The organism is Cellulomonas sp. APG4 (assembly GCF_009996735.1).
GTDB lineage: Bacteria > Actinomycetota > Actinomycetes > Actinomycetales > Cellulomonadaceae > Actinotalea.
This window is the reverse complement of record NZ_JAACYI010000008.1, coordinates 61,678-86,198: the sequence shown is the minus strand read 5'-3', so window position 1 is coordinate 86,198 and position 24,521 is coordinate 61,678. Positions and strand designations below refer to the sequence as shown.

The window sequence follows — 24,521 nt, the reverse complement described above, 5'->3', positions numbered from 1 at the left end:
TGCAAGAAGCCCCAGGCCGACGGCCTGGGGCTTCTGTGCTGGTGGGCGATACTGGGATCGAACCAGTGACCTCTTCCGTGTCAGGGAAGCGCGCTACCGCTGCGCCAATCGCCCGTGCGGTACTACCGGGATGCATCCGCGAGGTGGAGACGGGATTCGAACCCGTGTGGACGGCTTTGCAGGCCGCTGCCTCGCCTCTCGGCCACTCCACCGCAAGGCTCACGTCCACGTCCGGGGCCGTGCCCCGTGGGATGTCGCCTCCGAGCGGACGACGGGATTCGAACCCGCGACCCTCACCTTGGCAAGGTGATGCTCTACCACTGAGCCACGTCCGCACTTCACGGCCCGGTCACCCGGGCGCCGTGTGCGTCCCAGACTCTAACCGACCACGACGACGAACGTCCAACTCAGCACGGCTACCGTGTCGCCGTGCCCCTCGAGCCCTCGCCACGCACCCTGTCGGGTCCGGTCGGCGGTTCGCGCGACACCGACGGCTGGGCGTGGTTCGACGGCGTGCGCGCCCGCGGCGCCGTCGAGTGCGTGGACCTCGCGACGCGTGGGGACCGGGTCGCCTCAGGCGGCTGGTGGGCCGTCGTGGGGGACTTCGAGGGTCGCGTCCGCGCGTGGCGCTTCGCCGAGGTGGACCGTGCACCGGGGGTCGACCCGCCCGTCGGCGGGCCCTGGCACGGACCGGCGTCGGCCTGGCGCACGTCGATCGGTGAGCGCGCCTACCGCACCGCGGTCGAGGCCGTGCGCGGCGCCGTGCGTGAGGGGGACGTCTACCAGGTCAACCTCTGCCGGGTGCTCGAGGCGGATCTCCCCGAGGCGGACGCCGACGCAGCCGCCCTGCTCGCCCGGCTCCGGGCGGGCAACCCCGCTCCCTACGGGGGCGGGGTGCACGTGCCCGCCCAGCAGGGCGACGCGGGCGCCTGGGTCGTCACCGCCTCTCCCGAGCTCTTCTGGCGGGTGCGGGACGGCTGGGTCGAGTCCGGGCCGATCAAGGGCACGGCGGCCGAGCCGGCAGGGCTCACGGCCAAGGACCGTGCCGAGAACGTGATGATCGCCGACATGGTGCGCAACGACCTCCAGCGCGTCTGCGACCCGGGCACGGTCGAGGTGACCCGGCTGCTCGACCTCGAGCAGCACCCCGGTCTCGTGCATCTCGTGACGACGGTGCGGGGCAGGCTGCGCTCGCCCGCCCCGTCCTGGGGTGACGTGCTCGCCGCGACGTACCCGCCCGCCTCGGTCTCGGGCGCCCCCAAGCATGCCGCGCTGGGGCTCATCCGGGCGCTCGAGCCCGTGCCGCGCGGGCCGTACTGCGGCGCGGTCGGGTGGGTCGACGCAGACGCGGGGCGCGCCGAGCTCGCAGTCGGCATCCGAACGTTCTGGTGGGAGGCGGGACCGGCCGGTCGGGGCACGCTGCGGTTCGGCACGGGTGCGGGGATCACCTGGGGGAGCGACGCGCGGGCGGAGTGGGCCGAGACCGAGCTCAAGGCGGCGCGGCTGATCGGCCTCGCCGGCACCGGTCCGCGATGATGGGGTGCCCGGGACGAGAGCCGTGACGGGCACGGGGGAGGCAGGCATGCAGCACGACGACGCGCAGGTGCGCACGGTGGTCTGGACGCGCGACGGCCTGGTGGATGCCACCGTCCCCGCACTCGCCCCGCTCGACCACGGGCTGACCGTGGGCGACGGCGTCTTCGAGACGTGCGGCGTGGTCGACGGCGTCCCGTTCGCCCTCACGCGCCACCTGCGCAGGCTCGCGCGCTCGGCGCGCGGGCTGGGCCTCGCCGAGCCCGACGAGGCGCTCGTGCGCGCGGGTGTCGACGAGGTGCTCGCCGCGGCCCCGGGGGCCGCCCGGTTGCGGATCACAGTCACGGCCGGGCCCGGCCCCCTCGGTTCGGGCCGCCTCGCGGGTTCCGGGACCGACGAGCAGTCGGTGGTCCTCGCGGCGGGACCGGCCCCGGCGCCCGCCCCGGCCCGTGTGGTCCGCGTGCCCTGGACCCGCAACGAGCGCTCGGCGGTCGCGGGTCTCAAGACGACGTCGTACGCGGAGAACGTGGTGGCTCTCGCGCACGCCGTCGCGCAGGGCGGCGACGAGGCGTTGCTCGCGAACACGGTGGGTGAGCTGTGCGAGGGGACCGGGAGCAACGTGTTCGTGGAGCGGCACGGCGAGCTCGTCACGCCGTCGCTCGACTCCGGCTGCCTCGCGGGGATCACGCGCGAGCTCGTCCTGGAGTGGTCACGTGCCGCCGGACTCCCGGTACGTGAGGCCGCCCCGGGAGAGCTCGGGTGGGACGTGCTCGACGAGGTCGTCGCAGGGAGCGCGCACCTCATGCTCACAGGTTCGGTCCGCACGGCCGTCCCGGTGGCCGCGCTCGACGGCACCGGGATCGCCGTCGGGCCGCTGACGGCGCAGGCGTGCACCCTCTACGCGCAGCGGGCCGCGGACGACGTCGACCCGTGAGCCGCCCCTCGGGTCCCGGGTCGGATCGGGGTCAGACGCGTGCCCGGGCTCAGGCGTCCAGCAGGGTCACGATGAGGCGCGAGATCTCGCCCTCCATGTGCGGGGACTCGGAGCCGAAGGGGACGAGGGCCACCGTCGCGGCCACGAACCGCTCGAAGGGCTCGATCGGGCCCGCGAGCAGCGCGTCCCCCTCGACCCCGCTCAGCGCGATCAGCAGGTAGGCGGGGTCCTCGTCGCGCCAGATGCGCACGTCGCCGGTGCCCGCGGGGGCCGCGGTGTCGGCGAGGAGGCCGTGGGCGAACAGCTCGCGGCCGATGAGCCAGGTCGAGGTCGAGTGCGCGCCCGTGAAGGCGACGCGCACCGTGTACGGGTCGTCGGCCTCGAACGACAGCTCGGCAGTGATGGGAAGCACGCTCGCGTCCGAGAGGACCAGGTGCATCGCGACGACCTCGCAGGCGTCCCGCACGGGTTCCGGCATCGCCACCCCTCTCGTCGTGTCCGCCGCCGCCACCCCTGTGGTGCCGTGCGGGTCTTTCCCTCGTGCTTCCGGTGCTCGTGACCACCGGTGCCCGGCAGCGACCTCGGGGCAGGGCCCGTCGGGTGCCGCCACATCCTGCTCCGCCACGCCCACCGAACGCCAGGTTCGGCAAACCGCTGCGGATCTACTAGCATCACTCCCGCGTCGTCCGGACCGGTGGTCCGCGGCGTGAGGGCGATTGGCTCAGTGGTAGAGCGCCTCGTTCACACCGAGGAGGTCACTGGTTCGAACCCAGTATCGCCCACCCGTCCGCTTCGTCCGCATCCGCCAAACGGGCGTCCTTGCTGGTCACGCTCGTGATGACGTCATATGACTCCACAGGTCAGGCCTCACCGATGAAGAGGCATGGGCCCTTGGTCCCGTGACATCGCGGCCGCGGATTCACCCGTTCGGCGCAGCGCCGCGCGGGGTCCCGTCCCGGCTCTCGGGACGGCGGGGCCTCGGTAGCATCGGTGCACCGACGCAACCCGAGGAGATCACCGGTGCCACAGCTCAGCCTGACCGTCGACGGCGACCCGCGAGAGGTCGACGCCGGCACCACCGGGACGGACCTCTTCGGCGGACGGCGCGAGGTCGTCGTCATGCGTGTCGACGGTGAGCTGCGCGACCTCGCCTCGCCGCTGACGGACGGCGCTGCGGTCGAGGCCGTGACGATCGACTCGCCCGACGGTCTCGCCGTGCTCCGGCACTCCGCCGCGCACGTCCTGGCCCAGGCGGTGCAGCAGCTGCACCCGCAGGCGCGGCTCGGCATCGGTCCGCCGATCACGGACGGCTTCTACTACGACTTCGACGTCGACACGCCGTTCACCCCCGAGGACCTCAAGGCGCTCGAGAAGCAGATGCAGCGCATCGTCAAGGAGGGCCAGACCTTCCGTCGGTGGGACGTGTCGGAGGCCGAGGCGCGTGCGGAGCTCGCGGACGAGCCCTACAAGCTCGAGCTGATCGGCCTCAAGGGGAACGCCGGCGGCGTGGCCGAGGGCGCCTCGGTCGAGGTGGGGCTCGGCGGGCTCAGCATCTACCAGAACGTCCGACGCGACGGCTCGGTCGCGTGGCAGGACCTGTGCCGGGGCCCGCACGTGCCCACGACGCGTGTCCTGGCCAACGGCTTCCAGCTCATGCGTTCCGCGGCCGCCTACTGGCGCGGCAGCGAGAAGAACCCCCAGCTGCAGCGGGTCTACGGCACCGCCTGGCCCACCAAGGACGAGCTGCGCGCGCACCTCGAGCGGCTCGCCGAGGCCGAGCGCCGCGACCACCGCCGGCTCGGCGCGGAGCTCGACCTCTTCTCGTTCCCCGACGAGATCGGCTCGGGGCTCGCCGTGTTCCATCCCCGGGGCGGGATCATCCGCATGGAGATGGAGGAGTACTCGCGGCGACGGCACGTCGAGGCGGGCTACTCGTTCGTCAACACCCCGCACATCACCAAGGCGCGCCTGTTCGAGACGTCCCGACACCTCGACTGGTACGCCGACGGCATGTACCCGCCGATGCGCCTGGACGAGGAGCTCGACGACGACGGTGCGGTGCGCAAGCCGGGCCAGGACTACTACCTCAAGCCCATGAACTGCCCGATGCACAACCTCGTGTTCTCGGGCCGCGGTCGTTCGTACCGCGAGCTCCCGCTGCGCTTGTTCGAGTTCGGCACGGTCTACCGCTACGAGAAGTCGGGCGTCGTCCACGGGCTCACCCGGGCGCGCGGCTTCACGCAGGACGACGCGCACATCTACTGCACGCGCGAGCAGATGCGCACCGAGCTGGGCTCGCTCCTCGACTTCGTGCTCGAGCTCCTGCGCGACTACGGGCTGAGCGACTTCTACCTCGAGCTCTCGACGCGTGACCCTGAGAAGTCCGTGGGCGACGACGCGACGTGGGCCGAGGCCACCGAGACGCTGCGCGAGGTCGCGACGGCCTCGGGCCTCGACCTCGTGGACGACCCGGGCGGCGCGGCCTTCTACGGGCCCAAGATCTCGGTCCAGGCGACCGACGCGATCGGCCGCACCTGGCAGCTGTCGACGATCCAGCTCGACTTCTTCGAGCCCGAGCTCTTCGAGCTCGAGTACACCGCGCCCGACGGGTCGCGTCAGCGGCCCGTGATGATCCACCGCGCCCTGTTCGGCTCGATCGAGCGCTTCTTCGCGATCCTGCTCGAGCACTACGCGGGTGCGTTCCCGGCGTGGCTCGCGCCCGTGCAGGTGCTCGGCATCCCCGTCGCCGAGCCGTTCAACGACCACCTCGCCGCCGTGGTCGATCGTCTGCGTCGCGAGGGCGTCCGTGCCGAGCTCGACCTCTCGGACGACAGGTTCGGCAAGAAGATCCGCAACGCGAGCACCCAGAAGGTGCCGTTCGTGCTGATCGCGGGCGCCGACGACGTCGAGGCCGGAGCCGTCTCCTTCCGGTACCGCGACGGCCGTCAGGAGAACGGCGTGCCCGTCGACGAGGCGGTCGCGCGCGTGGTCACGGCGGTCCGCGACCGGGTGCAGGTCTGATGACGGACGTGCTCGAGCCCGGCGGCCTGCCGGGGGACCCCGACGGGCTGCAGCGCCTGTGGACGCCGCACCGCATGGTGTACCTCGGCGGACAGGACAAGCCGAGCGGCCCCGGCGCCGCCGAGTGTCCCTTCTGCCGTGCCCAGGGGGCGAGCGACGAGGACGGGCTGGTGGTCGCGCGCGGAGAGGCGGCGTTCGTCGTGCTCAACCTCTACCCGTACAACTCGGGGCACACCATGGTGCTGCCGTACCGGCACGTGGCCGACTACACCGAGCTCGACGAGGCCGAGGTCGCCGAGGTCGCGGCGCTCACCCGCACCGCGATGACGGTCGCACGCGAGGTGCTCGGCGCCCAGGGGTTCAACCTGGGCATGAACCAGGGCGAGGTCGCGGGCGCCGGCATCGCCGCGCACCTGCACCAGCACGTCGTGCCCCGGTGGGCCGGGGACGCGAACTTCCTCCCGGTCGTGGGTCGCACCAAGGCCCTTCCCGAGCTGCTCGGTGACACACGGCAGCGTCTCGCCGACGCCTGGCCGCGGGGGTGAGGCCGTGCTGAGCCACCTGCGCGTCGGAGCGGGACGTGTCTTCGGGCCCGTCGCCGACGCCCTGCTGCGCGCCGGCGTCTCGCCGGACGTGGTGACCGTCGTCGGCACTCTCGGCGTCGTCGTGACCGCGCTCTGGGCGTACCCGACGGGCCATCTGCTGACAGGGACCCTCGTGATCGCCGTCTTCGTGCTGAGCGACCTCGTCGACGGGCTCATGGCTCGGCGGTCGGGGCGGAGCGGGCCCTGGGGTGCGTTCCTCGACTCGACCCTCGACCGCTTCGGCGACGCGGCCGTGTTCACGGGTCTCCTGCTCTGGCTCGCCGGGCGCGGCGCGGACGACGTCGGTGCGGTCCTCGCGCTCGCGTGCCTCGTGCTCGGGTCGATCGTGCCCTACGCCCGCGCGCGTGCCGAGGGGCTCGGCATGACGGCGAGCGTCGGCATCGCCGAGCGCGCCGACCGGCTCGCCCTCGTCCTCGTGGCCGCGGCGCTCGTCGGGATCGGGCTGCCGACGACGGTGCTCACCGTCGTGCTCGGCCTGCTCGCCGTCGCGAGCCTCGTCACCGTCGTCCAGCGCATGGCCGCGGTGCGTCGGCAGGTCGTCGCGCACACGCAGGGGAGTGTGGAGGGACCCACGGCATGAGCGCATCCCTGGGCGCCCGGGTGTTCCTCGGGGGCTGGCGGCTCGCCGCGCGTCTGCCGGAGGACGCCGTCCGCGCCGCGATGCTCGTCGCGGCGGATGCCGCGTGGCTGCGTCGCGGTGGCGGCGTGCGGCGTCTCGAGGCGAACCTGCGGCGCGCGCGCCCCGACGTGGCGCCCCGCGAGCTGCGCCGCCTGGCGAGGGTCGGGATGCGCACCTACCTGCGCTACTACGGCGAGGCGTTCACGCTCGGCCGGCTCAGCGCCGCGCAGGTCGACGCCCGCGTGCGCGTCGAGGGCCTCGAGCACGTGCTCGCCCGCACGGACGCGGGGGAGGCGGTGGTGCTCGCGCTCGCGCACCAGGGCAACTGGGACCTCGCCGGAGCCTGGGCGACGCGTCGCCTCGCGCCCGTCACGACCGTCGCCGAGCGCCTCGAGCCGGCCGAGGTGTTCGACGAGTTCGTCCGGCTGCGCGAGGGCATCGGCCTGCGGATCCTGCCGCTCGACCGGGGCAGCGACGTGTTCCGCGACCTGGTCCGCGTGGTGCGTGCGGGTCATGCGCTGGTCCCGCTCCTGGCCGATCGCGACCTCACGGCGCGAGGGGTCGAGGTGGACCTCCTCGGCGAGCGCGCGCGGGTGGCCGCGGGCCCTGCGGCTCTCGCCGTCACGACCGGCGCGGCGCTCGTGCCGACGACGATCCGGCACGAGCGGCTGCGCGGCGCGCGTCGACGAGCAGCGGGCGCACGGTGGGGGATCGTGCTGCGGTTCCACCCGCCGGTGACCGTGGCCGACGACGTGCCCCGGGGCGACAGGGTCCGGGCGCTGACCCAGGCGTGGGTCGACGCGCTCGGGCACGACATCGCGGAGGACCCGACGCACTGGCACATGCTCCAGCGCGTCTTCGTGGCCGACCTCGACCCGGCTCGCGACCCCCTCAGGGCGAGCCGTCCCACGGACGACCCCGCTCCCACGGGGACGGTCCCGTGAGCCGCGGGCTTCGGGTGGGCATCGTCTGCCCGTACTCGTTCGACGTCCCCGGCGGCGTGCAGTTCCACGTGCGGGACCTCGCCGAGGCGCTCATGGCGCGCGGGCACACGGTGTCCGTGCTCGCACCGGCCGACGACGACACCCCCGTCCCGGACTACATGACGACGGCGGGACGATCCATCGCCGTGCGCTACAACGGTGCGGTCGCACGCATGACGTTCGGACCGCTGAGCGCCGCGCGGGTGCGACGGTGGCTCGCCGCGGGCGACTTCGACATCCTCCACCTGCACGAGCCCGTGACCCCGAGCCTCGGGATGCTCGCGCTCTGGATCGCCCAGGGACCGATCGTCGCGACGTTCCACACGGCTCTGCTGCGGTCGCGCGCGCTCCAGGTCGCGCACCCGGTCGTGCGCCCGAGCCTCGAGAAGATCGCCGCGCGGATCGCCGTGTCGGAGGACGCGCGGCGCACCCTCGTCGAGCACGCGGGCGGTGACGCCGTCGTCATCCCGAACGGGGTCTACGTCGACCAGTTCGCCCGGGCCGAGCGAGATCCGCGCTGGACCGGGACGCCCGACGCGCCCACCATCGCGTTCCTCGGTCGTCTCGACGAGTCCCGCAAGGGCCTGCCCGTGCTCATCGGCGCGGTCGCGACCGTGCTCGACGCGTACCCGGGGGCCAGGTTCCTGGTCGCGGGCCGGGGCGAGACCGGGGAGTCGCAGGCCCGGGCTGCCCTCGGTGAGCGGGCGGCCGCGGTCGAGTTCCTCGGCGGGATCAGCGACGAGGACAAGGCCCGGCTGCTGCGCTCGGTGGACGTCTACGTGGGGCCCCAGACGGGTGGCGAGAGCTTCGGCATCGTGCTGGTCGAGGCCATGAGTGCGGGCACCACCGTGGTCGCGAGCGACCTCGGGGCCTTCCGTCGGGTGCTCGACGAGGGCACGGCGGGTGTCCTCTTCCGCACGGGCGACCCGCAGGACCTCGCACGCACGCTCGTGCGGGTGCTGGGTGACCCCGAGGAGTGCGCGCGCGTCCGCGCGCACGCCGCCGACGTCGTGCGGCGGTACGACTGGTCGAGCGTGACGGAGCAGGTGCTCACCGTCTACGAGCTGGCCCTCGCGGCCGCTCCCGGACCGGTCGCGGAGGACCCGTCGACCACGCGCAGGCGTCTGCGGGGTGCCAGATGAGCTGGTCGGAGGTCGCGGTCGTCGTCGGCGCTGCGCTCGTGCTCGCCGTGTGGTGGGTGTGGGTCGCGGCGAGCCGGCTCGACCGCCTGCACCGCAAGGTCGCCTCGTCGCGCTCGGCCCTCGAGAACCAGCTGGTGCGCCGGGCTTCTGTCGCCGCCGAGCTCGCCGGCTCGGGTCTGCTCGACCCCGCGAGCACCGTGCTCGTCGGCGAGGCGGCGTGGACGGCCCTCGGGGCGCGTGAGGTCACGGAGGAGACGCCGCGCGAGCTCGCCGAGGCCCTCGCCGGTACCGCGCACCACGTCGCGGGCCCTGACGACCGTGAGGCCGCCGAGAGCGAGCTCTCCCGCACCCTGCGGATCGCGCTCGACGACCGCGACGAGGTGGCCGAGCTGAGCGCGAGCCCGCTGGGCCACGAGCTGCTCGCTGCCCTCGCGGCCACCTGGTACCGCGTCCAGCTCTCGCGCAGGTTCCACAACGAGGCCGTCGCGCAGACCCAGCGCGTGCGGCGCAAGCCCGCCGTGCGCCTCCTGCGGCTGCACGGCCACGCGCCCGTGCCGCACACGGTCGAGATCGACGACGGCTGGCCGGACTGGCTGACGCGACCGGGCCAGGTCGGGTGAGCGGCCCCGCACCAGCACCGGCGCAGCCGTCGACCTGGCCGCCCCCTCGCCGCGGGGTGCCGGGCGTGGGCGCCGTCGTCGCGGCCGCCGTGCTCGGCGTGCTCGGCCTCGTCGCCGTGGCGGTCGTCGCGACGTCGGTCGGCCCGACCGCCGTGCCGCTCGCGGCGCTGCTCGCCCTGGTCCCGCTCGCCGTCGTGCTCGCGACGATCGCCTGGGTGGACCGCTGGGAGCCCGAGCCGCTGCCCGCCCTCGCGGTTGCGTTCGGGTGGGGGGCCTCGGTGAGCGTGCTCGTGGCGCTCGTGGTCAACACCGGGGCCGTCGAGGTGCTCGTGGCGCTCGGGACGGGCCTGGGCGAGGCGTCCGCGGTCGGCGCCACGGTGGTGGCCCCGGTGATCGAGGAGGTCGTCAAGGCGCTCGGCGTGCTCGTGGTGCTCCTGGCCTGGCGCCGGTCGTTCGACGGTCCGGTCGACGGCCTCGTCTACGGCGCCACGGTCGCGGCCGGGTTCGCGTTCGTCGAGAACATCCTCTACTTCGGGGCTGCCATCTCGGGTTCGATGGGCCTCGAGGACTCGGGTGCGGCCGTCGCGACGGTCTTCGTGCTCCGGGCGGTCGTCTCACCGTTCGCGCACGTGATGTTCACTGCGTGCGTGGGTCTCGCGCTCGGGATCGCGGCGCGCTCACCGTCGCCGACGGCCTGGCTCCTGGCGCTGCCCACGGGCCTGGTCGCGGCGGTCGGGCTGCACGCGCTGTGGAACACCACGGCCGTGCGCTCGTCGTCCGGTGGGTTCGTGGCCGCCTACGTCACCGTGCAGGTGCCGGTCTTCCTCGCCCTCGTCGGCCTCGTGGTCTGGCTCAGGTCGCGCGAGGGACGCGTGGTCCGTGACCGCCTCGGGGAGTACGCGCGCCGCGGGATCGTCGGACCGGCCGAGGTGACGCACCTGTCGTCGTTGGGGGACAGGCGGCGCGCGCAGGCCTGGGCTCGCGCGAACGGCGGCCCGCGCGCGGCCCGCGCGATGCGCGACTACCAGCGGGCCGCCACGGTGCTGGCCTTCCAGGCGCACCGCGTGCACCTCCAGCGCGACCTCGACGCCCTGCGCGACGAGCCCGCCCTGGTGGCCGCGCTCGCGCAGGCCCGGACGCGGCTGCGCGCGACGCTCACGGTCTAGGATGGAGCGATCGCGGTGTCGATGAAGCGCGGCGCCTCCACCGCGCGGCCGTGCAGGCCGGCGGCCTCGGCGTCGTCCGGCCCACCCCCCGAGAACCAAGGACTCAAGTGAGCAGCGAGAGCACGCAGAACGTCACGGGAACCGCCAAGGTCAAGCGCGGCATGGCCGAGATGCTCAAGGGCGGCGTGATCATGGACGTGGTCACCGCCGAGCAGGCCAAGATCGCGGAGGACGCGGGTGCCGTCGCCGTCATGGCGCTCGAGCGCGTGCCGGCCGACATCCGTGCGCAGGGCGGCGTCGCGCGGATGAGCGACCCGGACCTGATCGACGGCATCATCGAGGCCGTCTCGATCCCGGTCATGGCCAAGGCGCGGATCGGCCACTTCGTCGAGGCCCAGGTGCTGCAGTCGCTCGGTGTCGACTACATCGACGAGTCCGAGGTGCTCACCCCCGCGGACTACGCGCACCACATCGACAAGTGGGCGTTCACCGTCCCGTTCGTGTGCGGGGCGACCAATCTCGGTGAGGCCCTGCGGCGGATCACCGAGGGCGCCGCGATGATCCGCTCGAAGGGTGAGGCCGGCACGGGCGACGTCTCGAACGCCACCACGCACATGCGCACGCTGCGCGACGAGATCCGGCGCCTCACCGCGCTGCCCGAGGACGAGCTGTTCGTGGCCGCGAAGGAGCTCCAGGCGCCGTACGAGCTGGTCGCCGAGGTCGCGCGCACCGGCAAGCTGCCGGTCGTGCTGTTCACCGCCGGCGGCATCGCGACGCCCGCCGACGCCGCGATGATGATGCAGCTCGGTGCCGAGGGCGTGTTCGTGGGCTCGGGCATCTTCAAGTCGGGCAACCCGGCCGAGCGGGCTGCAGCCATCGTCAAGGCGACCACCTTCTACGACGACGCCGACGTGATCGCGAAGGTCTCGCGCGGTCTGGGTGAGGCCATGGTGGGCATCAACGTCGAGGACGTCCCCGAGCCGCACCGGCTCGCCGAGCGGGGCTGGTGACGGCTCCGCGTCCCGACGCACCCGCGGGGCCCGAGGCCGAGGGTCTCGTCGGAGCCGGGTGGCGCCGTGGCCCGGACGGTCTCTACGCCCGCCGAGGCGCACGCGTGGTGGTCCTCGACGACGACGACCGGCTGCTGCTCCTGCGCGCCCACGACGCGGGGGAGCCGACGCGCAGCTGGTGGTTCACCGTGGGCGGGGGGATCGACCCTGGTGAGGATGCGCGCGCCGCGGCCGTCCGCGAGGCGTGGGAGGAGGTCGGCCTCCGGCTCGACCCCACCCACCTCGTGGGCCCGGTGTGGACGCGCTCGGCGGTGTTCGACTTCGCGCGTGTGCACTGCCGCCAGGACGAGGAGTTCTTCGTCGCGCGCGTGGCTGCGCACGAGGTGCGCGTGGACCGCTCGACCTGGACGGTGATCGAGCAGGACACCGTCGACGAGGTGCGCTGGTGGTCGATCCCCGACCTCGCGCGGTGCACCACGCAGGTCTACCCCGAGGGGCTCGCCGACCTGGCTGCCGACCTCGTCGGCGCAGAGAGCGGCCGTGGGCCAGCGGCAGGTCCCGGCGACCCGGAGGTCCGGTGGGACGGTGTGACCGTGACCCTGCCCGCCCAGCGTCCGTGAGGCGATGACGGGCGACGGCCTCACGTCACCAGGGGACGGGGGCGTTCGGTCAGGTGCTCACCCGTCGCCAGGACGTCTGCGAGTCGGGCCGCCGCGGTGAGCATGTCGGAGTGCGTGAGGTAGGGGGCCGCGACCCCGAGCCGCACGACGTCGGGCTCGCGGAAGTCGCCGATGACGCCGCGCGCGGCGAGCGCGTGCACCACGCCCCACGCCGCGGGGTGGCGCCAGGCGACCTGTGAGCCGCGGTGCTCGTCCGCCTCCGGCGTGAGCGGTTCGAGCCCGGGTGCCAGCCGGTCGACGCACGTCCGCAGGAACCTCGTCAGGGAGAGCGACCGCTCCCGCACGCGTGGCACCGGCAGCGCGTCGAGGACGTCGAGGGCGGCCTCGAGAGCGAGCATCGACAGCAGCGGGGGCGAGCCCAGCCGGGCCCGGCCCACACCGGCGGCGGGCGTCCACGTGGGCGACATCGCGAACGGCTCGGCATGTCCGTGCCAGCCCCGCAGGTCCGGGACGTACGCCGGCTGGTGGCGTCGGGCCACGTAGACGTACGCGGGCGCACCCGGCCCGCCGTTCAGGTACTTGTAGCCGCACCCCACGGCGAGGTCGACGCCGTGCGCGTCCAGCTCCACGGGCAGCGCACCTGCGCTGTGGCTCAGGTCCCACAGCACCAGCGCGCCCGTGCGGTGGGCGGCCTCCGTGATCCCGGGCAGGTCCCAGAGCGCACCCGTCCGGTGGTCCACGTGCTGGAGGACGACGACGGCGACCTCCGTGCCCCTTGCAGCCAGCACGGCCGGCACCTCGTCGGGACGGGCGAGCACGAGCTCGAGGCCGCGCGCCTCGGTGAGGCCGTCCACCACGTACAGGTCGGTCGGGAACGCGCCCGGGTCGGTCACCACGACGCCGCGCCCAGGCGTGAGCCGGAGCGCCGCCGAGAGGGCCTGGTGCAGCTGCACGGTGGTCGAGTCACCCACGAGCACCTGGCCGGGCGACGCACCCAGCACCGGCGCGAGGTGGTCCCCGATCCGCTCGGGGGCCCGCCACCAGTCGCGCGAGTTCCACGCGCGGACCAGCTGGGTGCCCCACTCCTCACGCACGGCGCGCGCGACGACGTCGGGCACGTGCCTGGGCAGGGCACCGAGCGAGTTGCCGTCGAGGTAGACCACGTCGTCGGGCAGGAGGAACAGGTCGCGCCGGTCGGTCGCGGCGTGCTCCCGGTCGAGCGCGGCCGCCTGCGCGTCGAGCGCCGAGACCGGCGTCACGCGGCACCTCCGGGCCCGACGGCACCCGCCGGACGGGTGGGGCGCGTCCTCAGGTACCAGAGCACGCCGCCGGTGACCGTGAGGGTCACGCCCACGATGCCGAGGACGACCGCGGTGAAGACGCCCGCGATCGTCCCGGCGAGCCCGCCGAAGAAGGTCCCGAAGCCTGCGTCGGTCACCACCAGCACGCGCGCGTCGTCCGGCAGCCCGTCGGCGACGGCAGTGACGGTGTACGTCCCTGCGACGTCCGCGCTGAACCCCGTGATCGTCGAGGCCGTGGTGCCGCCCATCGTCGTCTCGCCCGAGACGCCGGGGGAGCGCAGTCGCACGGGCTCGCCGTCGGGCCCCGTCACGGTGAGCGCGTCCTGGGCGCTCGGCGTGGCCCCGGCACCTGCGGGGCGTGCGAGGTAGACCGCGTGGTCGCCGGGTGAGAGCTCGACGGACCCCGAGCCGGGGACGGGGACGGCGACCAGCACGCCCGCCCCGTCGTCGCCGTGACGGTCGAGGACGTCGGTCGGCAGCGTGCGCAGGGCCAGGACCACGGCGAGGCCGCCGACAACGACGGCGAGTGCGAGCGCCGCGACCCCGCCGAAGGTGAGCGCCCGGGCGCCGCGCAGGTTCCGGCGCGGGGGCGGACCTCCCGGCGCTGTGGTCGGTGGTGGGACGGAGGACGAGGCCATGTGCCGACGATAGGGCTCCGACGCGACCCGGCACGTAGGATCGCGCGACGTGACCAGCACCCCCGCACCCACGATCGGCGTCCTCGCCCTGCAGGGCGACGTCCGCGAGCACGCGTCCGCCCTCGAGAGCGCCGGGGCGCGGGCCGTCCCCGTGCGTCGGGCCGCCGAGCTCGCGACGGTCGACGGGATCGTGCTGCCGGGCGGCGAGTCGACGACGATCGAGAAGCTGCTGCGCGTGTTCGAGCTCTTCGAGCCGCTGCAGGCGGCGGTGCGGGACGGGCTCCCGGCCTTCGGGTCGTGCGCCGGGATGATCCTGCTCGCGGACCGGCTCGAGGGTGGGGCGCACGGGCAGCGCACGCTCGGCGGCCTCGACGTGACCGTGCGGCGCAACGCGTTCGGCCGCCAGGTGGACTCGTTCGAGACCGACCTGGTGGTCGACGGCGTCCCGGACAGTGCGCAGGACCCTGTGCACGCCGTCTTCATCCGGGCGCCCTGGGTCGAGCAGGCGGGGCCGGACGTCCGGGTGCTGGCGACGGTCGGCACGGGCCCGGCCGCCGGTAGGATCGTCGCGGTGCGCCAGCGCGACGTCCTCGCGACGTCCTTCCACCCCGAGATCAGCGGGGACCACCGTCTGCACCACCTGTTCGTCCAGATCGTCACCGACCGCGGTTGAGGGGTTCGACGTATGTCAGGTCACTCCAAGTGGGCCACCACCAAGCACAAGAAGGCCGTCATCGATGCGCGGCGCGGCAAGCTCTTCGCCAAGCTGATCAAGAACATCGAGGTCGCGGCCCGCGTGGGTGGCGGTGACCCCGCGGGGAACCCGACGCTGTACGACGCGATCCAGAAGGCCAAGAAGTCGTCGGTGCCGAACGACAACATCGACCGCGCCGTCAAGCGCGGGTCGGGTGCCGAGGCCGGCGGTGCGGACTACCAGACGATCATGTACGAGGGCTACGGACCGGGCGGCATCGCGGTGCTCGTCGAGTGCCTCACCGACAACCGCAACCGCGCCGCGTCCGACGTGCGCGTCGCGTTCACGCGCAACGGCGGCACCATGGCCGACCCGGGCTCGGTGTCGTACCTCTTCTCGCGGCGCGGGGTCGTGATCGTGCCGAAGACGGACGGTCTCACCGAGGACGACGTGCTCGCTGCCGTGCTCGACGCCGGCGCCGAGGAGGTCAACGACCTGGGCGAGGCTTTCGAGGTCATGAGCGAGGCGACGGACGTCGTCGCCGTGCGCACCGCGCTCCAGGACGCGGGCATCGACTACGACTCGGCCGAGGCGCAGTTCGTCCCGGCGACGCAGGTCGAGGTCGACGTCGAGGGTGCACGCAAGATCCTGCGGCTGATCGAGGCGCTCGAGGACAGCGACGACGTCCAGGACGTGTTCGCGAACTTCGACGCGTCCGACGAGGTCATGGCCGAGCTCGACGCCGAGGACTGACGCCCTGCCGCGACGGCGGCGCGTGGGCCGGTGTGGCGTCGCTCCGCGACCCCGCGAGCCTGTGACACTGGTCCGGTGCGCGTGCTCGGAGTCGACCCCGGTCTGACCCGCTGCGGGCTCGGCGTCGTCGACGCCCGGCCCGGGCGGCGCGTCGGTCTCGTCGCGGTCGGCGTCGCGAGGTCGGCGGTCGACGACGACGTCGCGGTGCGGCTCCACGCGATCGGCACGGTCGTCGAGGAGTGGCTCGACCAGCACAGGCCCGACGGCGTCGCGCTCGAGCGCGTGTTCGCGCAGCACAACGTGCGCACGGTGATGGGCACGGCGCAGGTCTCGGGCGTGGTCATGGCGGCCGCGGCGCGACGTGGCATCCCCGTCGCGCTCCACACCCCGAGCGAGGTCAAGGCCGCCGTGACGGGCAGCGGACGCGCCGACAAGGCGCAGGTGCAGCAGATGGTCGCCCGGATCCTCGGGCTGGCCGACCTGCCACGACCGGCCGACGCCGCCGATGCGCTCGCCCTCGGGATCTGCCACCTCTGGCGCGCGGGCACCGCGAGCGGGCCCGCGAGCACCACCGCGACGCGGGGCACGGCGGCACAACGCGCCTGGGCCGCAGCCGAGGCCTCGGCACGCCGCGCCCGCTCGGCGGCGCGCTGACGACTCGCTGCTACGGTGACGGCGTCGTACAGGTGTTCGGACCGGGAGGGTGCATGATCGCGTCGCTGCGTGGCCGCGTGCTGCAGGTGCGGCTCGACGCCGCGGTGGTCGAGGTCGGTGGCGTGGGGCTGCTCGCCTACGCGACGCCGGCCACTCTCGCCGGCCTGCGGACGGGGCACGAGGCCGATCTCGCGACCTCCCTGGTGGTTCGCGAGGAGTCGATCACCCTCTACGGCTTCGCGGACGCCGACGAGCGCGACGTGTTCGAGACGTTGCAGACCGTCAGCGGCGTCGGTCCCCGCCTCGCCCTCGCGATGCTCGCGGTGCACACGCCCGACGGTCTGCGCCGCGCGGTGCTCGACGAGGACCTCGCGGCGCTCCAGCGCGTGCCCGGGATCGGACGCAAGGGCGCGCAGCGCATCGTGCTCGAGCTGGGCGACCGGCTGGGTGCGCCTGTCCCGACGGCTGCGGCGGTCGCCCCGGCCGTCCCGGACCGGCGCGGCGAGGTGGTCGAGGCACTCGTGGGCCTCGGCTGGAACCAGCGCGCGGCGCAGGACGCCGTCGAGCAGGTGGTGCCCGTGGACGCGGGAGCGGTCGAGGCGGTGGACGTCGCGGCGGTGCTCCGCGGCGCTCTGCGGGTGCTGGGAGGTGGCCGTGGCTGAGGACGACGCACACGAGGACGTCGTGACCGAGCGCGTGGTGGCCCCTGGGGCGGAGGACCTCGAGCGCGCGGCCGAGGCCGCCCTCAGGCCGCGAAGGCTGGCCGAGTTCGTCGGTCAGCGCGTGGTGCGCGAGCAGCTCGAGCTCGTGCTGCACGCGGCCCTCGGCCGCGGGCGTGCGCCCGACCACGTGCTGCTGTCGGGCCCCCCGGGGCTCGGCAAGACGACGCTCGCGATGATCATCGCGGCCGAGCTCGGCGCGTCGGTGCGCGTCACCTCGGGCCCCGCGATCCAGCACGCGGGGGACCTCGCTGCCGTGCTCTCGTCCCTCGAGGAGGGTGAGGTGCTCTTCATCGACGAGATCCACCGTCTCGCCCGGCCCGCCGAGGAGCTCCTGTACGTCGCGATGGAGGACTTCCGGGTCGACGTCGTCGTGGGCAAGGGTGCAGGTGCGAACGCGATCGGTCTCTCGTTGCCTCCCTTCACCGTCGTGGGCGCGACGACGCGTGCCGGCCTGCTGCCTGCGCCGTTGCGCGACCGGTTCGGGTTCACGGGTCACCTCGACTTCTACGCGGACGACGAGCTCGAGCGCGTGCTCGCGCGCTCGGCGGGTCTGCTCGAGGTCGAGCTGCACGCCGACGCCGCTGCGGAGATCGCGCGTCGGTCGCGGGGGACCCCGCGCATCGCGAACCGGCTGCTGCGACGCGTGCGCGACTGGGCGCAGGTGCGCGGCGACGGCACCCTGGACCGCCGGGCGGCACGTGCCGCCCTCGAGGTCTACGAGGTCGACGCGCTGGGACTCGACCGGCTCGACCGCGCTGTGCTCCGGGCGTTGTGCACCCGCTTCGGCGGCGGTCCGGTGGGGCTCGCGACGCTGGCGGTCGCGGTGGGGGAGGAGGCCGAGACGGTCGAGACGGTCGCCGAGCCGTTCCTGGTGCGCGAGGGCCTGCTCGGTCGGACACCGCGAGGTCGCGTGGCGACGCCGCGCACGTGGGAGCACCTGGGCCTCGAGGCGCCCGTGCCCGGCGGCGCGGACACGCTGTTCGGCTGAGTCGCGGGGAACCGCGGCACGCGCCGCGGCGTTAGGGCAGCAGGACGCGGGTCCCCTAGACTTCGCGCGGTCGCAACCCCGATAGGACGTGAGACTTCCGATGGACCCGATCCTCCTCGTGATGCTGCTCGGCATCGTGGCGCTCTTCTGGATGTCGAGCCGCACCCGAAAGCAGCAGAAGGAGGCCGCGGCCTTCCGCGAGAACCTCGCGCCCGGTCAGGAGGTCATGACCGGCTCGGGCATGTTCGGCACGATCCTCGCGGTCGACGACGAGGTCATCACCCTCGAGACCGCCCCGGGCGTCACGAGCCGCTGGCTGCGGCCGGCGATCGCGAAGCTCGTCGAGCCGCCGGTCGACGAGGACGACGAGGACGTCGAGGACGAGGACCTCGAGGACGACGACGTCGACGACGTCGAGGTCCCGGACGACGCCTCCGGCCTCACGCGCCCCGAGGACGACGAGCGCCGCTGACGCACACGGGCGCCCGACGGTCGGCGCCCCGAAGGACGAGAGAAGACACTCCGTGGCAACAACCCCGACCCGACGTCGACCGGTGCGCACGCTGGTGACGCTGGGCGTCCTCATCCTGCTGATGTTCGGCGGCCTGCTCGCAGGCACGCAGTGGTCGAACGCCTCGCTGACGCCCAAGCTCGCCCTCGACCTCGAGGGTGGCACGCAGATCATCCTGACGCCGGTCTCCGACGAGGACGTCGAGATCGACGAGGAGACGATCGCCCAGGCCATCGACATCATCCGGCAGCGCGTCGACGCCTCGGGCGTCGCGGAGGCGGAGATCACGAGCCAGGGCGGCCGCAACATCGTCGTGGCCCTCCCGGGCACCCCGAGCGAGGAGACGCTGGACCTCGTGCGCCAGTCGGCGCGCATGCTGTTCCGCCCCGTGCTGGCCGTCAGCGGCCCGGAGGCGACGACGGCGGTCGAGGACCCTGCTGCGGACGAGGGCACCGCCACCGAGGACCCTGCGGCGGAGGACCCGGCGACCGAGGACCCGGCGACCGAGGATGCGGACGGGTCGGCCACCGAGGAGCCCGCGACCGAGGACCCGGCGGCCGAGGAGCCCGCCGCCGAGGAGCCCGCGGCTGAGGCGCCGGAGCCTGCGGACCCGAGCGACCTGGCATGGGTGACGGACGAGCTCGCGGCCGAGTTCGAGGCCTACGACTGCACCGACGAGGCGAACCTCACCGGTGGGCCGGACCTCGTGGGCCCCGAGGACGCCGCGGTCGTCGCGTGCGATGCCTCCGGCTTCGCGAAGTACCTGCTCGGCCCGGTCGAAGTCGAGGGCACGAGCATCGACGACGCCACGTCGGGCCTGCGCGTCACGCAGACCGGGGCCGTCACCAACGAGTGGGTCGTGAACCTGAGCTTCGACGGCGAGGGGACGAGGACGTTCCGCGACGTCACGACGCGCCTGCTCTCGCTCGAGCCGCCCCGCAACCAGTTCGCGATGGTGCTCGACGGGCTGGTGATCTCGGCCCCCTCCGTGAACACGGTGATCCCTGACGGGAACGCGGAGATCTCGGGCGACTTCGACCGCGAGAGCGCCGGCACGCTCGCGCGCCAGCTCAGCTTCGGCTCGCTCCCGCTCACGTTCGAGGTGCAGAGCGAGCAGCAGATCTCGGCGACGCTCGGCTCCGAGCAGCTCGAGCGCGGGCTGCTCGCGGGAGCGATCGGCCTCGCACTCGTGGCGCTGTACTCCCTGGCGCAGTACCGGGGTCTCGGCCTCGTGACCATCGGGTCGCTCGTCGTCGCCGGCCTCGTGAGCTACGGCTTGATCGCGTTGCTGTCGTGGGTCCAGGGCTACCGCCTGAGCCTGGCCGGCGTCGCCGGCCTGATCGTCGCGATCGGCATCACGGCGGACTCGTTCATCGTCTACTTCGAACGCATCCGCGACGAGCTGCGCGACGGCCGGACGCTCGTCGCAGCCGTGGATGCGGCCTGGACCCGTGCGCGGCGCACGATCCTGGCCTCCGACGCGATCAGCTTCCTCGCCGCGGTGGTCCTGTACTTCCTCGCGGTGGGTGGGGTGCGTGGATTCGCGTTCACGCTCGGCCTGACGACCGTGGTCGACCTCGTGGTCGTCTTCCTCTTCACCCACCCGCTGATGCTCCTGCTCGCGCGGACCCGCTTCTTCGGCCAGGGGCACCGCCTGTCGGGTCTCGACCCGGAGCAGCTGGGTGGCCGCTCGCGCTACGTCGGCCGGGGCCGTGTGGTCGCCGCCGGTCAGCCCGCGGACCGGGGAGCTCCCGCGCGCCCGGCCTCGGCCTCGGCTCCGTCGCCGAGCACCGACGGCGAGCCCGTCGCGGCGGGACGCATGACCATCGCCGAGCGTCGCGCGGCCGAGCGTCGTGCCGCTGCAGGGGCTCCGGCGCCCGCGCCCGAGGGCGATGCCGGCACCGACGGGAAGGACCTCTGATGGCCGCGTCGCGCATGTCCCGCTGGGGCAACGAGCTCTACTCGGGCGCCCGCTCGTACGACATCGTCGGCCGCCGCCGCACGTGGTTCGTGATCTCGCTGGTCGTGCTCGCGGCGTCGACCGGCCTGCTGCTCCTGCGGGGGCTCAACACCGGCATCGAGTTCCGCGGTGGCGCGGAGCTGACGATCTCGGGGGCAGCGACCACCGAGCAGCAGCCCGCGATCGACGCGGTGACGTCGATCGTCGGGGACGAGGCGCCGCGTGTCTCGTCCCTCGGCGGCGACTCGGTGCGCGTCCAGACGCTCAGCATCGACAAGGAGACCTCGGACGACCTCGAGGCCGCCCTGGCGGCTGCCTACGAGGTGGACCCTGCCGAGATCAGCACCACGTCGATCGGTCCGACCTGGGGCGACGACGTCACCAGCAAGGCGCTCCGGGCCCTCGTCATCTTCCTGGGCCTCGTCGCTCTCGTGATGACGGTCTACTTCCGTGACTGGCGCATGGCCGCGGCGGCCATCGTCGCGCTGCTGCACGACCTGGTCATCACCGTCGGGCTCTACGCCGGCATCGGCTGGGAGGTCACGCCCGCGACAGTGATCGGCTTCCTCACGATCCTCGGGTACTCGCTCTACGACACCGTCGTGGTGTTCGACAAGGTGCGTGAGAACGTGGCGCCCGCGCTCGACCAGCGTCGCTACACCTACGGCGAGCTCGCCAACCTCGCGGTCAACCAGACGCTGGTGCGGTCGATCAACACGTCGGTCGTCGCGGTCCTGCCCGTGGCGGCGATCCTCTTCATCGGTGCCTTCCTGCTGGGGGCGGGGACGCTGCGCGACATCGCACTCGCGCTGTTCATCGGCATCCTCGTCGGCACCTTCTCGTCCGTGTTCGTCGCGACGCCGCTCCTGGTCTGGATGCGAGAGCGTGAGCCACGCGTCGCCGAGCACACCGCGATGATCCACCGGCTGCGCGCGGAGGCCGGCGCGACCGACGGATCCGACGCCGGTCACGAGCGCGTGCACGTGGGTGCGCTGGTCCCCGGTCAGCACCTCGGCTCCCGTGCACAGCCGCGGCGCCGTCGCCCCGGGCGCCGGCCGTGACGCTGCCCCCGGTGGATGAGCGGGCGAGCGACCTCACCGAGCGGGTCCGCGCGCTCGTCACCGACGTCCCGGACCACCCACGTCCCGGAGTCGTCTTCAAGGACATCACGCCGCTCCTCGCAGATGCCGACGCGTTCCGAGCCGTCGTCCAGCACATGGCGGCGCGCGTGCGCGGCCGGGTCGACCTCGTGGTGGGGATGGAGGCGCGGGGGTTCATCCTCGGCGCACCCGTGGCGGTCGAGCTCGGCGTGGGCTTCGTCCCCGTCCGCAAGGAGGGGAAGCTCCCCGGGCGCACGCTCAGCGGGGCCTACGAGCTCGAGTACGGGAGCGCGGTGCTCGAGGTGCACGCCGACGCCGTGGCTCCCGGAGCCCGTGTGCTCGTCGTGGACGACGTGCTCGCGACAGGTGGCACGGCGGGCGCCACGGTCGAGCTGCTCGAGCGTTGCGGTGCCGAGGTCGTGGGGCTGGCCTTCCTGATGGAGCTCACGTTCCTCGACGGGCGGGCCGCGCTCGGCGGCCGCGACCTGGACGTCCTGCTGAGCTGCTGAGCCGTCCGACCGACGGCCCCACGGCGCGACCCTCGCCGCACGCCGCCTAGACTCGGACGATCGACGCTGCAGGAGGTGGGTGATGGCCGACTCGACGAGCGGTCCCGGCACGCCCACCACGAGCGTGCCCGGTGCCTCGAGCGCGGGCGGCTCTCCCGTTGCCCCGCGCGAGCGCGAGGGCTCGCGGGTGCGCTCCAGGCTCGTGCGCTTCGGCAGCCGGACGCCTCAGGGCTCACCCGCGCTCGAGCCCTTGATGCTCGCGGTGCGCGCCAACCATCCCAAGGCCGATCTCGCGATCCTCGATCGGGCTTACGGCGTCGCCGAGAAGGCGCACCGCGGCCAGCTGCGCCGCAGTGGCGACCCGTACATCACGCACCCCGTCGCCGTCGCCACGATCCTCGCGGACCTGGGCATGACGCCGCCCACGCTGGCTGCGGCGCTGCTGCACGACACCGTCGAGGACACGGACTACTCGCTGGACGACCTGCGTCGCGACTTCGGCGAGGAGATCGCCATGCTCGTGGACGGGGTGACCAAGCTGGACAAGGTCACCTACGGCGACGCAGCCCAGGCCGAGACCGTGCGCAAGATGGTCGTGGCGATGTCGCGCGACATCCGGGTCCTCGTGATCAAGCTCGCGGACCGGCTGCACAACGCGCGCACGTGGCGGTTCGTGCCCGCGGCGTCGGCGGAGCGCAAGGCCCGCGAGACCCTCGAGATCTACGCGCCGCTCGCGCACCGGCTCGGCATGAACACGATCAAGTGGGAGCTCGAGGACCTCTCGTTCGCGACGCTCTACCCGAAGGTCTACGACGAGATCGTGCACCTCGTGGCCGAGCGGGCGCCCGCACGCGACGAGTACCTGTCCGTGGTCCGCGAGCAGGTGACGGCCGACCTGCGCGCCGCGCGCATCAAGTGCACGGTCACGGGGCGGCCCAAGCACTACTACTCGATCTACCAGAAGATGATCGTGCGGGGCCGCGACTTCGCCGACATCTACGACCTGGTGGGCGTGCGCGTGCTGGTGGACTCGGTCCGGGACTGCTACGCGGCGCTCGGCGCGTTGCACGCGCGATGGAACCCCGTGCCGGGGCGGTTCAAGGACTACATCGCGATGCCAAAGTTCAACCTCTACCAGTCGTTGCACACGACCGTGATCGGCCCGGGGGGCAAGCCGGTCGAGGTCCAGATCCGCACCCACGAGATGCACCGCCGTGCGGAGTACGGCGTCGCGGCGCACTGGAAGTACAAGGAGGCCGCCAAGCAGAGCGGCGGTGCCGTGGACGCCGCGAGCGACATGGCGTGGCTGCGGCAGCTCGTCGACTGGCAGCGGGAGACGGCCGACCCCTCGGAGTTCCTCGACTCGCTGCGCTTCGAGATCCGCGGCGCCGAGGTCTTCGTGTTCACGCCGAAGGGCGACGTGGTCTCGCTGCCGGCGGGCTCGACGCCGGTGGACTTCGCCTACGCGGTGCACACCGAGGTGGGCCACCGGACCATGGGTGCGCGCGTCAACGGCAAGCTGGTCCCGCTCGACTCCGAGCTCGAGAACGGCGACGTCGTCGACGTGCTCACCTCGAAGTCGGAGACCGCCGGCCCCAGCCGGGACTGGATGACCTTCGTCAAGAGCCCGCGTGCACGCAACAAGATCCGCCAGTGGTTCTCCAAGGAGCGCCGCGAGGAGGCCATCGAGCACGGCAAGGACGCGATCGCCAAGGCGATGCGCAAGCAGCACCTGCCCATCCAGCGGCTCCTTTCCCACGAGGCCCTCGTCACCCTCGCGAACGAGATGCGGTACGCGGACGTCTCGGCCCTGTACGCCGCGATCGGCGAGGGCCAGGCCTCGGCGACGACCGTCGTGCACAAGCTCGTGCAGTCGATGGGCGGCGAGTCGGGGACGGAGGAGGACGTCGCCGAGACCGCGCGGCCGGGCGCCCAGCAGCGCCGGGCGCGCTCGGGCGACGCGGGCGTCGTCGTGCAGGGTGCGGGGGACGTCTGGGCGAAGCTCGCGAAGTGCTGCACCCCGGTGCCGGGCGACCAGATCATCGGGTTCGTCACGCGCGGGGCCGGCGTGAGCGTGCACCGCACCGACTGCCAGAACGTCGACGGCCTGCGGGCCCAGCCCGACAGGATCGTCGACGTCGCGTGGGACGTCGGCGCGAGCACGCTGTTCCTGGTCCAGATCCAGGTCGAGGCGCTCGACCGCAGCAGGCTGCTCTCGGACGTCACGCGGGTCCTGTCGGACCACCACGTCAACATCCTCTCGGCGAGCGTCTCGACGTCACGAGACCGGGTCGCGATCTCGCGGTTCGTCTTCGAGATGGCCGAGCCCGCTCACCTCAACTCGGTCCTCGCGGCTGTGCGCAAGGTGGACGGGGTGTTCGACGTCTACCGCATCACCGGGTCGCGCGCGGCCGAGCAGCCGGCCCCCCGCGGCTGAC

At 73.4% G+C, this 24,521-nt stretch carries 24 protein-coding genes and 4 tRNA genes; 22 read left to right on the top strand and 6 right to left on the bottom strand.

What is annotated here, in order from left to right:
- Positions 1-39: 39 nt before the first annotated feature.
- The 3 genes from GXB85_RS08150 to GXB85_RS08140 form a co-directional block, all read right to left on the bottom strand.
- A tRNA-Val gene (locus GXB85_RS08150) sits at positions 40-114 on the bottom strand.
- 27 nt (positions 115-141) lie between these two features.
- Positions 142-212, bottom strand: a tRNA-Cys gene (locus GXB85_RS08145).
- Between the two features lie 51 nt (positions 213-263).
- Positions 264-335: transfer RNA gene (locus GXB85_RS08140), tRNA-Gly, on the bottom strand.
- Between the two features lie 94 nt (positions 336-429).
- Here GXB85_RS08140 and GXB85_RS08135 point away from each other — a divergent pair.
- The gene (locus tag GXB85_RS08135; protein WP_370524097.1) at positions 430-1,536 is read left to right on the top strand and encodes a chorismate-binding protein; all 1,107 of its coding nucleotides are present in this window, start codon (positions 430-432) and stop codon (positions 1,534-1,536) included.
- Positions 1,537-1,582: 46 nt separating this feature from the next.
- Positions 1,583-2,467 (top strand): aminotransferase class IV, encoded by an 885-nt coding sequence (locus tag GXB85_RS08130; RefSeq protein WP_161917144.1) that lies wholly within the window; start codon positions 1,583-1,585, stop codon positions 2,465-2,467.
- 49 nt (positions 2,468-2,516) lie between these two features.
- Here the strand turns inward: GXB85_RS08130 and GXB85_RS08125 are convergent, their stop codons facing one another.
- Positions 2,517-2,945: an SsgA family sporulation/cell division regulator gene (locus GXB85_RS08125; RefSeq protein WP_161917143.1), complete on the bottom strand. Its 429-nt coding sequence runs from the start codon at positions 2,943-2,945 to the stop codon at positions 2,517-2,519.
- 232 nt (positions 2,946-3,177) lie between these two features.
- Between GXB85_RS08125 and GXB85_RS08120 the strand changes: the two genes are divergently transcribed.
- From GXB85_RS08120 to GXB85_RS08075, 10 genes are all read left to right on the top strand, one after another.
- Positions 3,178-3,249 (top strand) — tRNA-Val (locus tag GXB85_RS08120).
- Between the two features lie 238 nt (positions 3,250-3,487).
- Positions 3,488-5,488: a threonine--tRNA ligase gene (gene thrS, locus GXB85_RS08115; protein ID WP_161917142.1), complete on the top strand. Its 2,001-nt coding sequence runs from the start codon at positions 3,488-3,490 to the stop codon at positions 5,486-5,488.
- Positions 5,488-6,033 (top strand): HIT domain-containing protein, encoded by a 546-nt coding sequence (locus GXB85_RS08110; RefSeq protein ID WP_161917141.1) that lies wholly within the window; start codon positions 5,488-5,490, stop codon positions 6,031-6,033. The genes thrS and GXB85_RS08110 overlap by 1 nt, the downstream gene beginning before the upstream one ends.
- 4 nt (positions 6,034-6,037) lie before the next feature.
- Entirely contained in the window at positions 6,038-6,673 is a 636-nt protein-coding gene (pgsA, locus tag GXB85_RS08105) for a phosphatidylinositol phosphate synthase (RefSeq protein WP_161917140.1), read from the top strand.
- Positions 6,670-7,656, top strand: a complete 987-nt coding sequence (locus tag GXB85_RS08100) for a phosphatidylinositol mannoside acyltransferase (RefSeq protein ID WP_161917139.1) — start codon at positions 6,670-6,672, stop codon at positions 7,654-7,656. Before pgsA ends, GXB85_RS08100 begins: the two co-directional genes overlap by 4 nt.
- Positions 7,653-8,837 (top strand): glycosyltransferase family 4 protein, encoded by a 1,185-nt coding sequence (locus GXB85_RS08095; RefSeq protein ID WP_161917138.1) that lies wholly within the window; start codon positions 7,653-7,655, stop codon positions 8,835-8,837. The genes GXB85_RS08100 and GXB85_RS08095 overlap by 4 nt, the downstream gene beginning before the upstream one ends.
- A complete protein-coding gene (locus GXB85_RS08090; protein WP_161917137.1) occupies positions 8,834-9,457 on the top strand; it encodes a hypothetical protein in 624 nt (207 codons plus the stop codon). Before GXB85_RS08095 ends, GXB85_RS08090 begins: the two co-directional genes overlap by 4 nt.
- A gap of 65 nt (positions 9,458-9,522) precedes the next feature.
- A complete protein-coding gene (locus GXB85_RS08085; RefSeq protein WP_161917136.1) occupies positions 9,523-10,623 on the top strand; it encodes a PrsW family intramembrane metalloprotease in 1,101 nt (366 codons plus the stop codon).
- 107 nt (positions 10,624-10,730) lie between these two features.
- Positions 10,731-11,633, top strand: a complete 903-nt coding sequence (gene pdxS / locus GXB85_RS08080) for a pyridoxal 5'-phosphate synthase lyase subunit PdxS (protein WP_161917135.1) — start codon at positions 10,731-10,733, stop codon at positions 11,631-11,633.
- Positions 11,630-12,253 (top strand): NUDIX hydrolase, encoded by a 624-nt coding sequence (locus GXB85_RS08075; protein ID WP_370524096.1) that lies wholly within the window; start codon positions 11,630-11,632, stop codon positions 12,251-12,253. The genes pdxS and GXB85_RS08075 overlap by 4 nt, the downstream gene beginning before the upstream one ends.
- A 20-nt stretch (positions 12,254-12,273) precedes the next feature.
- On the opposite strand, the gene kynU is transcribed toward GXB85_RS08075, so the two are convergent.
- Positions 12,274-13,512 (bottom strand): kynureninase, encoded by a 1,239-nt coding sequence (gene kynU, locus GXB85_RS08070; RefSeq protein WP_161917134.1) that lies wholly within the window; start codon positions 13,510-13,512, stop codon positions 12,274-12,276.
- Positions 13,509-14,192: a hypothetical protein gene (locus GXB85_RS08065; RefSeq protein WP_161917133.1), complete on the bottom strand. Its 684-nt coding sequence runs from the start codon at positions 14,190-14,192 to the stop codon at positions 13,509-13,511. Before GXB85_RS08065 ends, kynU begins: the two co-directional genes overlap by 4 nt.
- A gap of 49 nt (positions 14,193-14,241) precedes the next feature.
- Between GXB85_RS08065 and pdxT the strand changes: the two genes are divergently transcribed.
- From pdxT to GXB85_RS08015, 10 genes are all read left to right on the top strand, one after another.
- Positions 14,242-14,865 (top strand): pyridoxal 5'-phosphate synthase glutaminase subunit PdxT, encoded by a 624-nt coding sequence (gene pdxT / locus GXB85_RS08060; protein WP_161917132.1) that lies wholly within the window; start codon positions 14,242-14,244, stop codon positions 14,863-14,865.
- Between the two features lie 12 nt (positions 14,866-14,877).
- Complete coding sequence (locus GXB85_RS08055; protein WP_161917131.1) at positions 14,878-15,639, top strand: YebC/PmpR family DNA-binding transcriptional regulator; 762 nt, start codon at positions 14,878-14,880, stop codon at positions 15,637-15,639.
- 75 nt (positions 15,640-15,714) lie between these two features.
- Positions 15,715-16,293: a crossover junction endodeoxyribonuclease RuvC gene (gene ruvC, locus GXB85_RS08050; RefSeq protein ID WP_161917130.1), complete on the top strand. Its 579-nt coding sequence runs from the start codon at positions 15,715-15,717 to the stop codon at positions 16,291-16,293.
- A gap of 53 nt (positions 16,294-16,346) precedes the next feature.
- A complete protein-coding gene (ruvA, locus tag GXB85_RS18150; RefSeq protein ID WP_161917129.1) occupies positions 16,347-16,955 on the top strand; it encodes a Holliday junction branch migration protein RuvA in 609 nt (202 codons plus the stop codon).
- Positions 16,948-18,003, top strand: a complete 1,056-nt coding sequence (ruvB, locus tag GXB85_RS08040) for a Holliday junction branch migration DNA helicase RuvB (RefSeq protein WP_161917128.1) — start codon at positions 16,948-16,950, stop codon at positions 18,001-18,003. Before ruvA ends, ruvB begins: the two co-directional genes overlap by 8 nt.
- Positions 18,004-18,103: 100 nt before the next feature.
- Positions 18,104-18,475 (top strand): preprotein translocase subunit YajC, encoded by a 372-nt coding sequence (gene yajC / locus GXB85_RS08035; protein WP_161917127.1) that lies wholly within the window; start codon positions 18,104-18,106, stop codon positions 18,473-18,475.
- 52 nt (positions 18,476-18,527) lie between these two features.
- Positions 18,528-20,435: a protein translocase subunit SecD gene (secD, locus tag GXB85_RS08030; RefSeq protein WP_370524095.1), complete on the top strand. Its 1,908-nt coding sequence runs from the start codon at positions 18,528-18,530 to the stop codon at positions 20,433-20,435.
- The gene (secF, locus tag GXB85_RS08025; RefSeq protein WP_161917126.1) at positions 20,435-21,535 is read left to right on the top strand and encodes a protein translocase subunit SecF; all 1,101 of its coding nucleotides are present in this window, start codon (positions 20,435-20,437) and stop codon (positions 21,533-21,535) included. The genes secD and secF overlap by 1 nt, the downstream gene beginning before the upstream one ends.
- A gap of 11 nt (positions 21,536-21,546) precedes the next feature.
- On the top strand, positions 21,547-22,083 hold the full coding sequence (locus tag GXB85_RS08020) for an adenine phosphoribosyltransferase (protein ID WP_161917125.1): 537 nt from the start codon (positions 21,547-21,549) through the stop codon (positions 22,081-22,083).
- 82 nt (positions 22,084-22,165) lie between these two features.
- Positions 22,166-24,520, top strand: a complete 2,355-nt coding sequence (locus GXB85_RS08015) for a bifunctional (p)ppGpp synthetase/guanosine-3',5'-bis(diphosphate) 3'-pyrophosphohydrolase (RefSeq protein WP_161917124.1) — start codon at positions 22,166-22,168, stop codon at positions 24,518-24,520.
- Position 24,521 lies beyond the last annotated feature (1 nt).

Bases quoted from the DNA above. Each gene is read 5' to 3' on its own strand.
- GXB85_RS08130 (WP_161917144.1), top strand. From the start codon at position 1,583: ATGCAGCACGACGACGCGCAGGTGCGCACGGTGGTCTGGACGCGCGAC.
- GXB85_RS08125 (WP_161917143.1), bottom strand. From the start codon at position 2,945: ATGCCGGAACCCGTGCGGGACGCCTGCGAGGTCGTCGCGATGCACCTG.
- GXB85_RS08110 (WP_161917141.1), top strand. From the start codon at position 5,488: ATGACGGACGTGCTCGAGCCCGGCGGCCTGCCGGGGGACCCCGACGGG.
- GXB85_RS08100 (WP_161917139.1), top strand. From the start codon at position 6,670: ATGAGCGCATCCCTGGGCGCCCGGGTGTTCCTCGGGGGCTGGCGGCTC.
- GXB85_RS08090 (WP_161917137.1), top strand. From the start codon at position 8,834: ATGAGCTGGTCGGAGGTCGCGGTCGTCGTCGGCGCTGCGCTCGTGCTC.
- GXB85_RS08065 (WP_161917133.1), bottom strand. From the start codon at position 14,192: ATGGCCTCGTCCTCCGTCCCACCACCGACCACAGCGCCGGGAGGTCCG.
- GXB85_RS08055 (WP_161917131.1), top strand. From the start codon at position 14,878: ATGTCAGGTCACTCCAAGTGGGCCACCACCAAGCACAAGAAGGCCGTC.
- ruvA (WP_161917129.1), top strand. From the start codon at position 16,347: ATGATCGCGTCGCTGCGTGGCCGCGTGCTGCAGGTGCGGCTCGACGCC.
- yajC (WP_161917127.1), top strand. From the start codon at position 18,104: ATGGACCCGATCCTCCTCGTGATGCTGCTCGGCATCGTGGCGCTCTTC.
- secF (WP_161917126.1), top strand. From the start codon at position 20,435: ATGGCCGCGTCGCGCATGTCCCGCTGGGGCAACGAGCTCTACTCGGGC.
- GXB85_RS08015 (WP_161917124.1), top strand. From the start codon at position 22,166: ATGGCCGACTCGACGAGCGGTCCCGGCACGCCCACCACGAGCGTGCCC.